We start from the raw sequence: 15059 nt of genomic DNA, 5'->3' as shown, positions 1-15059 counted from the left end.
TGATAGAGAACAAGCATTGGAATGGGACTAGTGTCCAGCAGCCGCAAAATATTAGCACACTGTAAAATGGCATGGGGGATGATCAACGTCACAGCGCCGTAAAGCGGGTCGGGAGAGTTCCGCTTTGAGCAAGAAAAAGAAGCAGCATAAAATCGGCAGGAAAATCGAATGCTAAGATTGCGTCATTATCCATTTCTCCAAAGAAAAGGGGGAAAGCAAAATGAATAAAAGCAATCGCGGAGGACGATGGCTGAAGGGGCCAATTATTCTTGCCGGCTGCCTGTGTTTATTGGCGGCTTGCTCGAGTTACCAGCAAAGTCATGGATTCAACGGATATCGGGGCAGGGAATTCAAGCAGGAGATCATGCAGGAGAATATCCGTAAACGACAAACTCCACGCATGAATGAATTAAGAAGAGCCCAGGGGGAAAGATCGGGAACCGGGCTGATTTCGCCTCATACCAATACGAGAATGGAATGGAGTCCTTATCTGGACGAACAAATTGCAGCTATGGACGAGGTCGATAACGCTAAGTCCGTCGTTACCGATAGATATGTCTATGTCTCTGTAGAGCTTAAGGAAGAGGCCAAGCGGATGGATGCGGGAACGGCGGATGGAGGAAGCGGTATGCTGAATCAGAGGGAAGAACCGTACCGTGAGCAGGTCGGCCCGGAGATACGCAGCGGAATTGCGGGCAACGGACATGACCTGGATACGAGAAGCTCCGGCTTTTCCAGAACAGGGAACCTGACCGCACACCCGCATGGCGAGCTTCATTCTTCCAGCTCGGACGCAGATTTATCCAATATGCCGGTAGCCGTTAAACAAAAAATTGTCCAACGGGTGAAAGAGCTCAGCAGTCCTTCTCTTCATCATGTATTTGTATCGGCGAACGATGAATTTCGGGCGCAGCTCATCAAGCTTCAGGAGATGGAACAACAGCAGGGACAGACCAAGGACCAAATTGTGCCCGCCCTGAATTCTTTAGCTACTCGGTTCTTTCCGGACACGGAAGGGACGGGATCTTACGGTGGCAGTTCCAGTGGCGGTAAAATCGGCCGCCCGATTACAGGCAGTGACGGAATGTACAGTCCCAGCACAGGAGTCAGACAAAGATAGCTTTGAGCGAGAGCATCCCCGCTTCACGGATGAAGGGAGGGGTGTTCTTTTCTTGCCTGGATTTCGTTCGAGGATTAAACCTGAACCTGCAATCATGTTATACTACTAATTGCAGAATGTTAACCTTTCCTGGCATGACTGGCAGGCGGAACCGTTCATACACGACCGAAAATATAAAGCGGGGAGACTTATGACAGACAATCTAAATGACGACAATCTATATCGGCTAGCCGTTGAGTTGATCCATAATGAAACACTCCTCCAAGCCACATTGAGCAATAAACGGAGGAAGGAGCCGCAGCATGCGGATAAAGTGAAGATGAAGCCGGTTATTCTCAAGGGAGAGCGGAAATACCAATTCACATATCAGGTCGGACCGAAGGTCATACATGAAAACCGGAATGCGGATCAAGCGGCAGGCCACTTAACGCAGCTTCTTCGTGAACAGTTCAAGCAAGGCTTGTGGCAAACAGCAGAGGCGGACTATCAAATTTTGGTGAATAAAAAAGGCAAGGCCGCTATTCTTAAAAAGCCGGCTACCAAAAAGACAATAGAATTATCTCATAACCGGAAGAAAAAATATTTGTTGGAGGAAGGAACGCCCGTTCCTTATCTGGTTGAGCTGGGTGTGATGAATGCCCAAGGGAAGGTTCTTGCGGCGAAATACGACAAATTCCGGCAAATCAACCGCTTCCTCGAATTGGTGGATGATGTTGTCAGTGAGCTGCCCCGCAACCGGCCTATAACGGTAATTGATTTCGGCTGCGGCAAATCTTATTTGACCTTTGCCATGTATCATTATTTAACCTACATAAAGAAATTAAATGTACGTGCCATCGGTCTTGATCTTAAGGAAGATGTCATTGCGCACTGCTCGGCTCTGGCGGCTAAGCTGCAGTATACGAACTTAAATTTCTATGTCGGCGATATCAGTCAATATAACGATATTAATGAAGTGGATATGGTCGTCACCCTTCACGCCTGTGATACGGCGACCGATGCCGCTTTGGACAAAGCTGTCCGCTGGGGAGCCCGGGTCATCCTGTCCGTGCCCTGCTGTCAGCATGAGCTGTTTAAGCAATTGGATAACCCGGTGCTGGCTCCCATGCTGGAGCATGGGATCATTAAGGAGAGGCTGTCGGCTCTGGCCACCGATTCCGTAAGAGCCAGACTGTTGGAGCTGGTTGGCTACAAATCGCAAATTGTAGAGTTCATCGATATGGAGCATACTCCCAAGAACCTGCTGGTTCGGGCGGTGCGGCAGGCTGTCTCCGAAGAGAGCCTCCGGAAGCTCGCAGCGGAGTATAAGCAATTCAAGCAGTTCCTGCACATTGATCCTTACCTGGAAAGAGCCTTGCAGGATCGTCTGGAGGGCCTCCTATAGGCGAAGGCCGGAGCAAGCTCCGGCCTTTATGTGCTTCCACGTCTTTTTGGAGAAAACCGCGGAGTGCCCTATTCTAGAGCAATAATGCACGTCTTTTTGGAGAAAAGCCGCCACATACCTGATTCTAGAGCAATAATGCACGTCTTTGGAGCGATTTTTGCGAAATGGCCCCATTTTGTGAAAAAGACCTGCACATTTGAGCGTCTTTCGCCTTCTTTTTGGAAAAAGGCACGATTTTAATGTATTTCTGCTCGTCTTTGCGATGTCTTTACTGACCCGGATGCGACGTATAGCTTTCCCTCAGGGCTCCGATAGGAGTTTTTCTCATAGTATAAGTTTTCGTCTATACCTGTTCTTATATTTCATCGGTAAACGCACCTGTTCTAAGGACGGCATAGCTGTTTATCCTCATAGTATTCCTTCGTCGTTCGCTTTTTTGGCTGCCTGCATCCGATCACGAACATCCATCTTGGAATAGATGCTGGAAATATAGTTCTTCACGGTGCCCTCGGATAAAAATAGCTTGACGGCAATTTCCCGGTTATTCAGGCCTGCGGAAATCAACTGAAGCACCTCCAGCTCCCGTTCACTAAGCCCGTAAGAGAGCTTGGGCAATTCTTGCGGTGCTTGCAGCAGTTGGGCGCTATGGCTTCCGTGTGAATCGGTGGCTGAGCTGTTTCTGCCTGCTTCGGCGGATTCGCCGTTTTTGATCTCTTTCACCAGCATTTTTGCAATATCCTGCGGAATGAGCGTTCCCCCGCTATGCACCCATTTGATGCCCGAGACCAGCTCCTTCGGATGAATGGCCTTAAGCAAATATCCTTCCGCTCCCGCATCCAGCGCCTGAACGACATAATCGATTTCCTGGAACGTAGTGAGGATGATAACCCGGATATCCGGCCACTGCTTCTTAATCTGCCGGGTAGCTTCCACTCCGTCCATCTCCGGCATATGAATGTCCATCAATACGGTGTTGGGCTGCTTGCTGGAGCACAGGTCCACAGCTATCCTGCCATTCTCGGCGAGCCCGACGACTTCGATCTCCGGATCCATGTCCAGTACGATATGGAGACTCTCGCGGATTAAATCCTGATCGTCAACCAGAAGTAACCGAATCTCTTTCATCTATGGTTCCCCCTTGTGATTTGATACCGGCCCGCGAATACGGGATAGTGCAGGTGACGGTCGTCCCCAGCCCTTTATGAGAGTGGATCTGCAAATTCCCCCTCCAGGCGGCGAGCCTTTCCTTCATGCCGTTCAGACCGAACCCCGTATGGATTTTGTCCGAGCCGAGGCCGTCATCCTTCACCTTCAAGGAAATTTGTTCATGGAGATAATTGATTTCAATGAGCACGGATGCAGCTTGTCCGTGCCTCTTGGCATTCGTAAGAGCTTCCTGTAAGCAGCGGATAATGGTCAGCTTCAGCTGCTGGGGGAATTCCCCTTCCTCCCCGGACGTATCTACTCTGACCGAGGTTCCGGTATGAACCGCGAATTCGTTGGCCAATCTGGAAATTTGCTGAGTCAACGGCGCGTTATCTTCCAGTGGAGCAATCTGGTGGATACTCTTGCGGACTTCGTCCAATCCGTTGCGCGTAACCTCCCGCAGCACCTCCAGCTTGGCCTTGGCTTTGTTCGGATCCAGCTCGATCAAATAGGATACGGCATCCATCCCCATAATGACAGAGGTGAACGTATGGCCTACCGTATCGTGAAGCTCCCTGGCCAAGCGGTTGCGTTCCTCCAGCAGGGTCAGGTTTTCCACCTGGCGGGCATACTGCTCCAAGGCTTTGTTTTGCTGGCGGATGAGATCGTATTGCTTAACGTTCTCTCCATACAACTGCTTCATTCTCAGGTGGGAGGTCAAGATTCTTTGAATCCCCAATCCCATCACAAAGCTTACTCCATAGGAAGTGAAAATTTGGAGAATAGCCAGCAGCCCGGGCTGATCCATCAACCAAATCGATATAGAAGGGTGAATGACGAGAAAGCAGGGCACTGTCCACCAAATATTCAACCGGTTAGAGAGAAATCCGACGATAATGAGCGGATAGGAGAGCAGGTCAATCATTTCCAGCTTATTGAAGTATAAATAATGCTGAAATCCCCCTACTGTCAGAAGAACGGTTAGGGGAAACCCCAGCATATGCACATAACCCGGTCTCCAGAAGAGAAGCGGGAGCATAAACAGGGTGAACAGCAGCGATGCATACTCCCAGGGCCGAAGCGTCGACATACTGCCCTTATCGAACATGAAGCATGTAGTGATACTGCCGATCACCCATACAGCGTAAAATCCGAGCATAATCCATTCGGACCAGTGCCATCTTCTGCGTTGAACCATTTCCTGAGCCATAAGCTGAACCACCCGAAGAACCGTTATTTCCTTTATTGTACTCGAAAAATAACGGTGGCCATAGTGATTCCGGTCACAAATCGTTTTCCTCCGTCATATGACTTTCGTGGCCAAAGAAATGCCGGGGGTTACCCGGCTTCCGCCCTTTTCTTCTCTTTGACGACACTGAACAAGGCTAGTATCAGGCAGGCTCCGTAGCCAATGGCACAGAAGGACCTAATCCAGGGGGAGATATAGGAGATGGTCATACCGAGTATTAGTAACAGCATAGAGGAGAGAATCGAAATATTGGTCACTCTGATCCAATAACCAAGCGGCTTCGGAGGCTTGCCCGACCGGTTGTTCCGCTGGTCCGCGGTTGACGATTTGGATTGGGATGCCGTCTGTGGAATCGGAACCGACGGATGCCGCTTCGCAAGAAAAAACAGCAGCAAGAACAACAGAGGCTGCACGACAATGACGTAGGCTGGATACGAGTAAAAGGTGAACCGGCCAAGCTCGACAAAATTAGTGAAGGTTATCAGTATGGTCAGCAGCAGAAACCATCCAGTCGAAAGAGAGAGCAGAGTCGGGTCGTTCTTGGAGGTAAAGGCGCTGATCCCGGTAATAAAAGCAGTAAAGGAGACCACGACGTTAATGATCGCTGCCGGGAAATAGATGCTGAAGGCAAATACATCTACCCGGTCCATGAAGTCCGTAATGTTGATCTGGGCGACCAAAGAGTATATCGGAAAATTCAATCGGGCCAAAATATCGGCCCCAAAGACGGCAATAGCTGTTGCAATAACGATGGTTAACGAAAAAGCCGACAGGATGACACCCAAACGGAAGCCGGTCAGCAGATGCTTCGCGTTCTGGACCGTATGGAGAAAAGCTCCAAAAACAATCAGATCCCCGAAGCGAATGGAATTTAAAATGCTCCCCAGCGCCAATTGTGCGGGGGTTTGGGTAAATACCGGCTCCCATTGGCTGACTTGAATTTCATTAACCAATAGAAGCGGAAAAAAGAGAATGATCACGAAGGCGAAAGGAAATACGATTTCATTCACCCTCGAGATGACCTCTATACTCGATTTTCCGTAATAAACCATGACCAAAATGAACAGCATGATCAAGATTTCCGGCGGTGTCTTCTGCAGGAGCGTAGCCCGCAAAAACATCGTCGTTGCGAAGGAATCCCGGGCAAAGATGAACCAGATGTTAAGCAGCACCAGGATGTTGATTATGCCGCCGCCCCATTTCCCGGCCACAATGAAGCTGATTTCGAACAGATTCTTGCCGGGAAATTTCTTGGACAGCGAATAGAAGAAATAACAAACTATGAAGGAGAGCAGCAGCGACAACGAATAGGTGAAAATAGCATCGTGGCCGGTGCTGCGCGCCAACTGCTGGGGATCGACAATGATCCCGGCCGTAATAATGGAGGAAGCGATAATTAAGGCCAGTTGGCGGCTGCTAATGACCTGACGTGACATAGTAAATTCCTCCTGTCCAGGCTTTGACCCAATAATATACCGTATTGTTCATTAGCGATACGGGAGTAGGAGGTCTATACTGCATAAATAAGGCGAAGAACAGCAGAAGGGTTAGCGTATTTATGGTAACGAATATAGCCATCATTGATTTCGATTTTGATTGTTTGATTTTACGGAAATCGATGGCGATCCAAATCAGAAAACCGATTATGAACAAAACTTGAAAAATCGGATCCATAGATTTACCCTCCTCTCACAATATTTTCGGAGATCAATCCGAACTCGCTGATGTCCGCCTTCACTTTGACGTCAAACTCCGCTTCCTTAAGTAATTCTCTCCAATTCGGCTCTAGCTTTTTCCATGTTATCGGATCTTTGCGGAACAGCTTCAATCCGAGTTCCGCGGAATCCGCCCCCGATTTCTGAATTAACCGGATCGTATCCATCACCTGAAGCCGTATATTGTCGGCAGCGTGTTTCTTCACCTTCTCCATGACCAGCCGGTTCGTCAAATCTTCCTTCGATTTATTCTCGTTCAATCGCAACCTGGCATCTATACGGATATCGAATCGGAGACGGCCGTCCTGCTCCACGATAGGCTCTATTTTGGCATTGGAACGAATAACGGTAAAAATAAGGTTCTCCGGTTTGTTCAAATTAACGACGACGGTGATCGGCCGAATGTTGTTTTTCAACCAGGATAATCCCATGGCGGATTCCCGCGCCATCACGTCTACCATTCGGTCCTCCAGAAATTGGGCGTACCCGAGCAGTTCAATTTCCTCGGTTCCCTTGCTGTCCTTTTCCTTCAGCTTCTTTACTCCCATATATGGGAGGACCGCATCGCTCCCATAATGGCTTAAGGACATGGCGGTATTCTTTACGTTAGTCGGCACGATTTCTCCCTGCTTAACCATTTCCCGGATGGCTTCGCCGGAGAACCTCTCCAGCTTGGGCTGGGATTTCATCAGGCTTTCTGCCGTCCCCTTGGCCACAATCATGTAGGAGGAAAGCCGGTTCTCCGGTCTTCTGGCAACGATATCGAAGACGTCCTCTATCCCGCTCCTCGCCATCTCTTCTCCTATAATGAGAACCCGGTAATGACCGAATTTCAGTCTGCGTGACATCCGGTCCTGTAGCTGGGCATAAGCTTGAACAAAAGTAGGGGCAATTTCCGAATCGATATAGTCGGCTCTGCCGCTACCGCCCGTGCCTCCCCCGCCGCCTTGAGTGCCTCCTAATTGGGAAGCCAACGGAATCTCTAGACTCACCCGTATGTTTCCATCCTTCTCCTTATCCACCGCAATGGCCAGTACGATGGCAATATCATTAATTTCAATGCGGTCCCAGCAACCGGTCAACAGGAGAGATATAGACAAGACCAGTGCCAGGAGCTTTCTCCGGTTAAGGGTTCGGATCATCATCGGAAGCTCCCTCCTGATCATTTTTCTGATGGGGGTGCGAAATGTTCTTCCCCTTTAAGCCATTATCCCGCTTAATAGTCTCGGGCAATTCTTGGCCGATTCGGATTTGATCCTGAGCCCCTACGAAGCTGGGACGGGTGGTAAGCTCCCATTGCGGCGCACGGATCAGAACGTCCTTGAGATCAGACCACTTGGTCGGGCCTAAAGGAGATAAGTAGGGGACGCCGAAGGAACGCAAATTGGCCATATGTCCGAGGACGATCATTATGCCGAACAGGATGCCGAAGATTCCGAAGATGGAGGCCAGAATCAGCATCGGAAAGCGCAGCATGCGGATAGCGATAGCCCCGTTGAATTGAGGAATCGTGAACGATGCAATTCCCGTAATCGACACTACGATAACCATAGGGGCGGAGACGATTCCGGCTTCGACCGCCGCCTGCCCGATCACGATAGCCCCAAGGATACCGACGGCGGAACCGACCGATTTGGGCAGGCGGACACCGGCTTCCCTCAAGGCCTCGAAGATGACCTCCATAATGAAGGCCTCGACAACCGCGGGAAACGGAATGGCTTCTCGGGATGCGGCTATACTGAGCAGCAGGGAGGTCGGGATCATATCCGGATGAAAAGTCGTAATCGCAACATATAGTGCCGGTGTAAACATCGACGCAAAAAGAAATAAATAGCGGAGCCAGCGAATTAAGGTTGAAATCTGGAACCGTTCGTAATAATCCTCCGCCGTCTGCATCAACTGCATGAATATGGTCGGAAGAATCAGGGCGAAGGGGGTACCGTCCACCATGATTGCTATCCTTCCCTGCAGCAGGGCGCTGGCCAGCACATCGGGCCTTTCCGTATACTGCATCTGCGGGAATGGAGAATAGGCGCTGTCCTGGATCATTTCTTCGATGTAGCCGGACTCCAGTATGCCGTCTAAATCGATTTTTTCCATCCTTTGCATGACTTCATCGATCAATGCCGGGTCCGTTAATCCGTCGATATAGGAGACAATTACGTTCGTATTGGTATGCTGTCCTAACACCAGGGGCTTCATTTTTAACCGCGGTGATTTGATCTTGCGCCGCACGAGAGCCGTATTCGTCCGCAGGTTTTCGATGAAGCCTTCGCGCGGCCCGCGAATGGTGATTTCGGTGTTTGGTTCCGAGACAGACCGGGTGTCCGGCCCCCGGATACCAAGCAGAATCGCTTGATCATTGTCTTCTACGAAGATTCCGGTATCCCCGCCCAGAACGGCGATCAGAAACTCGCCGTAATTGTCTTCCGTCGAAATCTGTGAAACCGGAAGCGTCGTAGCGACGATTCGTTCGATTTCCGACTCATTGCCCTCCATAACCATTAGAGACCGGAGAGCGTCATCCAGTACATCGGAGATGACCAGACCGTCGACAAAGACGGCAAGGGCTTGAATGTTTTTCTCGATGACAAAAGGACGGATGACCACATCCGAGCAATCGACGAACAGCTCCTTCATTAACCTTTTATTCTCTTCCAAAGAGGGGAGAATGCTCTTCTTTTTCAGGTCGTTGAGGAAATGATAATCGAGAATGTCTTCTATGGGCGATTTTTTATTTTGACGGTTTTTTGGGTACACTGGATAACCACCTAGCATTAAACTTCTTAGTTGTCGAGGTGAAGCTGTGATTTGGTTAGGCGTTCTGCTGCTTGTCATTTATCTCCAGGCCATCGTCATGGCGAGTCTGGAGTACCGCCATCCGGCCAAAGCCGTGGCATGGCTGCTGGTTCTGTTTATTTTCCCCATTGTTGGCTTTATTATGTATTATTTTATCTCCAGACGATTCTCTCACCGGCGCCATTTGCCCGTCCGGGGTACCAGCCACTTGGAGGCGGCAGCTTATGAAGGAATTACAGGAACCGAGGAGCCTGCCTCCGGGGCAGCGGGGAACTTGGAAGGGAACATAAAGGATAAGGACGGTTGTTACCTCGAGCATGGCGGTACTGCAAACCGCAAACCGGCCGCCGCAGGGGATCAGCAATTGGACAGGCTGCTGTGGTCGGTTCCCGGGCCCGGAATGACTTGTCATAATGAAGTCACCGTATTAACTAATGCTGAAGAAGCTTATAAAGCGATATTGGAAGCTATCGGAATGGCGGAAGATCATATCCATCTGGACTATTACACCATTCGCAACGACGGGATTGGCCGAAGGTTCAAGGAAGCCTTGATCGCGAAAGCGAGGCAGGGGATTGAGGTGCGGGTCATCTATGATGGAATCGGCAGCTACGAACTGGATGAGGCTTACCTCGGGGAGTTGCGGGCGGCCGGAGTAGAGACGAAATGCTTTCTTCCCGCACTCATTGCTTTCCTTGACAAAAGAATTAACTACCGGAATCATCGCAAGATTGTTGTAGTGGACGGCAAGGTTGGTTTCCTGGGGGGCATTAATATCGGAGATGAATATTTGGGCGGCAATCCGAAGCTTGGATTCTGGCGGGATACGCATCTTCGTATCAGTGGAGAGGCAGTCCTTTCTTTACAGGGGACATTTCTAAAGGACTGGGAATACGTAAGCGGCATTCGGATTAAGGACGAGCGGTATTTTCCTCCGCAAAGCTCAGAATCGAGCCAGCGGGTGCAAATTGTCAGCGGCGGGCCGGACGCGGAGGAAGATTCTATTCTGGCGGTCACTTTCGCAGCTATCGGGGGGGCCAAGGAACGGATTTATATTGCCACTCCTTACTTTATTCCGAATGCCGGTATCATTCAGGCGCTTAAGGTCGCTGCTCTAAGCGGAGTCGATGTCAGAATCATCCTTCCCGGAATTCCGGATACCCGGATCGTCTATTGGGCGTCTTTATCCTATGCCAAAGAATTGCTTGGGGCAGGGGTGAAGTTCTATCAATATCAGAAAGGGTTTATGCATGCGAAAGTCATCCTCGTCGATGATCGGCTGGCCTCGGTCGGAACGGCCAATATGGATTTGCGCAGCTTCTACAAAAACTTTGAACTAAACGCGATCATATTCGATCGATCGACGGTTCACAGGCTCGAGCGGGATTTCCTGCAAGATCTGAAGGATAGCAAGGAGCTGAGGCCCGAGCATTATGCCCGCCGGTTTGGTCTTCATTCATTCAAGGAAATCTTGGCACGACTGCTGTCCCCATTATTTTGAAGAGCGGCCGGATCCCCGGGACAGCTTGACAAGAGCCAAGGAGTAGACTTAAGATTACCCTTAATTCAAGATAACGGACAGGAAGGTATTGATTATGGATCCCATTCAGCAAGAATATGAATTGTCTTTAAAATTGTTTGTTGTCTTTTCCCGGGCCAACCGGGCGGTGGTGGACCGGATTAAGGAGGATATCAAAAATTATGGCCTCAACCCGACGGAATTCGCTGTTCTGGAGCTGCTATTTCATAAAGGAGACCAGCCCATTCAAAATATCGGCAAGAAAATATTGCTGACCAGCGGAAGCATGACTTACGTCATTGACCAATTGGAGAAGAAGGGACTGCTGACGCGAAAGCAGTGCAAGGAAGACCGCCGCATCACCTATGCTTCTATTACGGAAGAGGGACGGCTCTTAATGGAGGATATTTTCCCTAAACATCGGAACGTCATTCACGACATGTTCAGCAGCCTGAACAGAGAGGAACAGGAGCAGATGATTCATCTGTTAAAAAAGCTGGGCCTGCAGCTGGGCAGCCAAAGCATCGACTAAGGGATAAATATGCTTGGTTCGGAAAAAGGATAAGCTATTTCATCTAGCCTTTGAATAATGCAAATAAAGGGATTGGAGCCGTTTCCGTCGAAAGATAAGGAACCGGCTCTTTTTTCATGGCTCTTATTGGATTTCCTTTCTATTTACTTTCCTGTATGAATTGCGATAACTTAATCTCATATGCCCTATGAGCGATTGAATGGGAACAAGGAGGACACATGGGAAAATGCGGGTATCGAAAAGTATGCTTTCTATAATCGGGGGATGGCTTGCGTTGGCGGTTTGGGTCCTGCTGGTTCCATCCGCAACCTTCGCAAACTCGAATAATGTCGAACTGCTGCAGTCCGGGCATGAACTAGTGGACGGTAAAATGATGGTGACTGCCGACGTACGTGTGAAGTACGAGGAGAATGTCTCTCTCTTGGTGGTTGGGTACGACGCAGAGGGGGAGATCATAGAAATAAAGAAGGAAGACCACTTTATAGCGGGCGGCCAGACCAAGGCCATTCAACTGCCCATGGAGCATGGGGAGGAGCTTCAGAAAGTGGATGTCCGGGCACTGGGTTCCATTACAGAGCCGTATAAAGTGCTGGAGGAAACGACGGTGGCCAAGAGGGATCAGATGGAGGCCGTCGCAGCTATCAAGAATGGAGGCAAGCCCCAACTGATTAATGTGGTGGCTACGGCCTACAATGCAAACGGTAAGGTAGTGGAAGTGCGGGGGACCTCAAATTACGTAGTAGAGAATCGGGTATCCATTTTTAAGATCCATCTGGATTCAGTGCACGAAATCGACGAGGTTAAATTTACGGTGCTGACCGATGATCGAACCTATTTGGTTGATTCCGGGACCTACATGAAGGACGGACAGCTTGTTTTTACTTCCGTAGTCAAGAACGGGGATCAGCCGCAGAAGCTTACGGCCAGGGCAACTCCCTATTCGGCCGATGGCAGGGAGTTATCCATCCAGACCGCTGCGGACTTTATTGAAGCTAACCGTTTATTTAATCATCGCATGACGATTAAAGATTCTAACGCCACCAGGGTGGCTGCGAAATATTACGATGAGACGGGCAAACAGGAAATTGAAAAGAGAGGGACGCTGGTCACCGTAAACGGTAAGGGGGTGGCTATGGAGCAGTCACCCGTCAATTTGGAGGGGAATGTCGTTGTCCCGATAAGGGCCATTACTGAGGCTATGGGGGCGGGTCTGGAATGGGAGCAGGAAACCCGGTCGGTGACGGTTACCCGCGGGAGCAGAGTGATTAAGCTGCAGAACGGGTCGGATATAGCTTATGTAGATGGACAAGAAATCACCCTTGCCGTTCCACCCCAAATCATTAATAATCATACTATGGTCCCTGTAAGGTTTATCAGTGAAGCATTGGGGGCGCAGGTATTCTGGGATCAGAATTCCCAGATCGTGCTGATCGTCCGATAACATATTACCAAGATGCCGGCGTGAGAAAATTGACTATCGATGAAGCATCGATCCGGGAGGGTCCGGGGAAGGTCAGTTGCTCCGCCGGCTTTTTTGCCATATATAATGTTTAATACAAGAGGAGGACCTGTCATGAAGGAAGTAAATGTTTATCATTACGATGCTTTTTCTTCGATCCCCAACAAAGGCAATCCGGCGGGAGTGGTTCTGGATGCGAATGGATTAAGCGAGGATGAAATGCAGCATATTGCCCGTAAGGTCGGCTTTAATGAAACGACTTTTGTTCTCAAATCTGATAAAGCAGATGTCCGGTTGAGATTTTTCACTCCGGGTCACGAGATGAATCTATGCGGCCATGCTACCATAGCCTCTCTGTTCTGCCTGCAAGAAAGAGGAATGATTGACTCGGCGAATAATATCAATATTGAGACCAATGCCGGCATTTTACCTATTGAAATCATTAATGATATTAATGTAACCACTATAAAAATGAAGCAGGCAAACCCGCAATTCGGCTCCTTTAACGGAGATATCGAGCGGCTGGCCCACTCCATCGGTTTATCCGTTGAAGAACTGGACGACAGGAACCCCATCGTATATGGCAGCACCGGCATCTGGACGTTGTTAATCCCTGTGAAAAGCTTGAGCAGCTTTAGGCGGATGCTCCCGAAGAACGAATTATTTCCGGATATACTCACCGGGAATCCGCGATGTTCGCTTCATCCCTTCTGCCTCGAGACCATAGATCAGAATGCAAAGATGCATGCCAGACATTTTTCTTCCCCCTATTCGGGAACCGTGGAAGACCCCGTTACGGGGACCGCCTCCGGAGTTATGGGGGCCTACTATTTAACTTATATGGAGCCGGAGCTTCAGGAGGCCGCCTTCACCGTTGAACAAGGTCTGGAAATGAATAGGGATGGGAGAGTGAAGGTGGAAGTGCGCAGGGCTGGTCCGGGGCAAATGGATGTACACATATCCGGAACGGTCGTGAAGGTGAACGAGTTCCGGGTTAGTTTGTGAATGAATTGGTATAAGCCTGGGAGATGGGTTAGGGATGCCGCCCCCGGAAGGAGGAAAAGGTGTGGAATTAATATGTGAATCGGCCAACAAGGAGGATTATCTGCAGGAAACGGAGGAAGTCGATTTCGGTCACTTGGTCATAAGAGAGCAGGTCCGGAAGTGGGGCAGAATGGCGCTGAATGAGCCGGAGCTGGTGAAAGAGGTGTTTGAATATGTGCGTGACGAAATAGCGCATTCCTGGGATATTCAGAGCACCCGGGTTACACGGAAGGCTTCGGAGGTTCTCATATTTAAAGAAGGAATTTGTTATGCCAAATCGAATTTATTTGCCGCCTTTCTTCGCGCGTTAGGCATTCCCGCAGGGTTTTGCTACCAAAGACTGACCATCGGGGACGAGCCGGAGTCCGGATATTGCATTCACGCCTTGAATGCGGTGTACTTGTCGAGCCATAAGAAATGGGTCAGACTGGATTCCCGGGGAAATAAGGAAGGAGTTAACGCCCAATTTTCCATTGAAGAGGAAAAGTTGGCATTTCCGGTGCGAGCCCACTATGGGGAAGCCGATTATCCGACCATCTACGTCCATCCAAATCATAGAACTATGGAAGCTCTCATGAATCATTCGAATGCTCTAGATATGTATCTCCATCACCTTCCGACGGAAATTTAATGATGACTCCATGATTTTAGTGTGATTGGCAAATATAAGCTTGGTCATAGCCAATTGCCATAATAGAAAATGCTGATGAAAAGGTGTAACGGTTGCTGCAATCGTTATTCCGACAAAAATGCATTGGTGTACAACCAAATATCATGCGAAAACCTACACGGTTTGGTTTTAACGGATCTCAGAGACCTTAATTACCCCAGAAGAGCCTTTCGGTAATTTTAACGGAACCTGATGACCTTATTCCCAAAAAATACTCACGAAAGTAGGAGAATTCTAAGCAATAAGCGCAACTGTTTCCGTTAGTCTAAAAAAACCGCCTATTTTGACGAAATAGGTTCTCCCAGTTCCGTTACATTTTCGCTGTTTAACCATTACAAGAAGGTCATGATCAGGTGGGCCATAGGACTATGACAAACCTGCCGGTCTGCTGAGAAAATGGGTCTGAAACCAACATTCCTGCT

The 15059-nt window shown here is 49.3% G+C and carries 13 protein-coding genes; 7 read left to right on the top strand and 6 right to left on the bottom strand.

The genetic code is table 11. The annotated features are described in order from the left end of the window. Nucleotides 1-220: 220 nt before the first annotated feature. Both ACFQ03_RS10475 and ACFQ03_RS10470 read left to right on the top strand, forming a co-directional pair. On the top strand, nt 221-1120 hold the full coding sequence (locus ACFQ03_RS10475; RefSeq protein ID WP_144934654.1) for a hypothetical protein: 900 nt from the start codon (nt 221-223) through the stop codon (nt 1118-1120). A 190-nt stretch (nt 1121-1310) separates the two neighbouring features. Further along, nucleotides 1311-2504, top strand: coding sequence for a class I SAM-dependent methyltransferase (locus tag ACFQ03_RS10470; RefSeq protein ID WP_379287999.1), 1194 nt, complete (start codon nt 1311-1313; stop codon nt 2502-2504). Nucleotides 2505-2912: 408 nt separating this feature from the next. On the opposite strand, the gene ACFQ03_RS10465 is transcribed toward ACFQ03_RS10470, so the two are convergent. The 6 genes from ACFQ03_RS10465 to ACFQ03_RS10440 all read right to left on the bottom strand — a co-directional run bounded on the left by ACFQ03_RS10465 (nt 2913) and on the right by ACFQ03_RS10440 (nt 9254). Next, the gene (locus tag ACFQ03_RS10465; RefSeq protein ID WP_379287997.1) at nt 2913-3629 is read right to left on the bottom strand and encodes a response regulator transcription factor; all 717 of its coding nucleotides are present in this window, start codon (nt 3627-3629) and stop codon (nt 2913-2915) included. Continuing rightward, nucleotides 3601-4860 carry a sensor histidine kinase gene (locus ACFQ03_RS10460; protein WP_144934644.1) on the bottom strand — a complete coding sequence of 420 codons (1260 nt, stop codon included), beginning with the start codon at nt 4858-4860 and terminating at the stop codon, nt 3601-3603. Before ACFQ03_RS10460 ends, ACFQ03_RS10465 begins: the two co-directional genes overlap by 29 nt. Nucleotides 4861-4988: 128 nt before the next feature. After that, a complete protein-coding gene (locus tag ACFQ03_RS10455; RefSeq protein ID WP_379287995.1) occupies nt 4989-6335 on the bottom strand; it encodes a GerAB/ArcD/ProY family transporter in 1347 nt (448 codons plus the stop codon). Next, on the bottom strand, nt 6316-6573 hold the full coding sequence (locus tag ACFQ03_RS10450; protein ID WP_144934639.1) for a hypothetical protein: 258 nt from the start codon (nt 6571-6573) through the stop codon (nt 6316-6318). The genes ACFQ03_RS10455 and ACFQ03_RS10450 overlap by 20 nt, the downstream gene beginning before the upstream one ends. A gap of 4 nt (nt 6574-6577) precedes the next feature. Further along, nucleotides 6578-7759 carry a Ger(x)C family spore germination protein gene (locus tag ACFQ03_RS10445; RefSeq protein ID WP_186328282.1) on the bottom strand — a complete coding sequence of 394 codons (1182 nt, stop codon included), beginning with the start codon at nt 7757-7759 and terminating at the stop codon, nt 6578-6580. Further along, nucleotides 7740-9254 (bottom strand): spore germination protein, encoded by a 1515-nt coding sequence (locus ACFQ03_RS10440; protein WP_225312799.1) that lies wholly within the window; start codon nt 9252-9254, stop codon nt 7740-7742. Before ACFQ03_RS10440 ends, ACFQ03_RS10445 begins: the two co-directional genes overlap by 20 nt. 166 nt (nt 9255-9420) lie before the next feature. On the opposite strand from ACFQ03_RS10440, the gene cls reads away from it, so the two are divergent. The 5 genes from cls to ACFQ03_RS10415 all read left to right on the top strand — a co-directional run bounded on the left by cls (nt 9421) and on the right by ACFQ03_RS10415 (nt 14598). After that, complete coding sequence (gene cls, locus ACFQ03_RS10435; RefSeq protein WP_379287992.1) at nt 9421-10914, top strand: cardiolipin synthase; 1494 nt, start codon at nt 9421-9423, stop codon at nt 10912-10914. A gap of 94 nt (nt 10915-11008) precedes the next feature. Further along, nucleotides 11009-11464 (top strand): MarR family winged helix-turn-helix transcriptional regulator, encoded by a 456-nt coding sequence (locus ACFQ03_RS10430; protein WP_379287990.1) that lies wholly within the window; start codon nt 11009-11011, stop codon nt 11462-11464. Between the two features lie 226 nt (nt 11465-11690). Further along, a complete protein-coding gene (locus ACFQ03_RS10425; RefSeq protein ID WP_379287988.1) occupies nt 11691-12905 on the top strand; it encodes a stalk domain-containing protein in 1215 nt (404 codons plus the stop codon). 132 nt (nt 12906-13037) lie between these two features. Beyond that, entirely contained in the window at nt 13038-13928 is an 891-nt protein-coding gene (locus ACFQ03_RS10420) for a PhzF family phenazine biosynthesis protein (protein WP_379287986.1), read from the top strand. Nucleotides 13929-13989: 61 nt separating this feature from the next. Continuing rightward, nucleotides 13990-14598, top strand: a complete 609-nt coding sequence (locus tag ACFQ03_RS10415; protein WP_379287984.1) for a transglutaminase-like domain-containing protein — start codon at nt 13990-13992, stop codon at nt 14596-14598. Nucleotides 14599-15059 lie beyond the last annotated feature (461 nt).

The sequence above is a fragment of the Paenibacillus residui genome (assembly GCF_042677205.1).
GTDB classification, from domain to species: Bacteria; Bacillota; Bacilli; order Paenibacillales; family NBRC-103111; genus Paenibacillus_L; species Paenibacillus_L residui.
This window is presented reverse-complemented; position numbering and strand designations above follow the sequence as displayed.

What these genes read in the sequence shown, in the direction of transcription:
- ACFQ03_RS10445 (WP_186328282.1), bottom strand. Translation starts at nt 7,759, where the DNA reads ATGATGATCCGAACCCTTAACCGGAGAAAGCTCCTGGCACTGGTCTTG.
- ACFQ03_RS10455 (WP_379287995.1), bottom strand. Translation starts at nt 6,335, where the DNA reads ATGTCACGTCAGGTCATTAGCAGCCGCCAACTGGCCTTAATTATCGCT.
- ACFQ03_RS10465 (WP_379287997.1), bottom strand. Translation starts at nt 3,629, where the DNA reads ATGAAAGAGATTCGGTTACTTCTGGTTGACGATCAGGATTTAATCCGC.
- ACFQ03_RS10450 (WP_144934639.1), bottom strand. Translation starts at nt 6,573, where the DNA reads ATGGATCCGATTTTTCAAGTTTTGTTCATAATCGGTTTTCTGATTTGG.
- ACFQ03_RS10430 (WP_379287990.1), top strand. Translation starts at nt 11,009, where the DNA reads ATGGATCCCATTCAGCAAGAATATGAATTGTCTTTAAAATTGTTTGTT.
- ACFQ03_RS10420 (WP_379287986.1), top strand. Translation starts at nt 13,038, where the DNA reads ATGAAGGAAGTAAATGTTTATCATTACGATGCTTTTTCTTCGATCCCC.
- ACFQ03_RS10440 (WP_225312799.1), bottom strand. Translation starts at nt 9,254, where the DNA reads ATGAAGGAGCTGTTCGTCGATTGCTCGGATGTGGTCATCCGTCCTTTT.
- ACFQ03_RS10425 (WP_379287988.1), top strand. Translation starts at nt 11,691, where the DNA reads ATGCGGGTATCGAAAAGTATGCTTTCTATAATCGGGGGATGGCTTGCG.
- ACFQ03_RS10470 (WP_379287999.1), top strand. Translation starts at nt 1,311, where the DNA reads ATGACAGACAATCTAAATGACGACAATCTATATCGGCTAGCCGTTGAG.
- ACFQ03_RS10460 (WP_144934644.1), bottom strand. Translation starts at nt 4,860, where the DNA reads ATGGCTCAGGAAATGGTTCAACGCAGAAGATGGCACTGGTCCGAATGG.
- ACFQ03_RS10475 (WP_144934654.1), top strand. Translation starts at nt 221, where the DNA reads ATGAATAAAAGCAATCGCGGAGGACGATGGCTGAAGGGGCCAATTATT.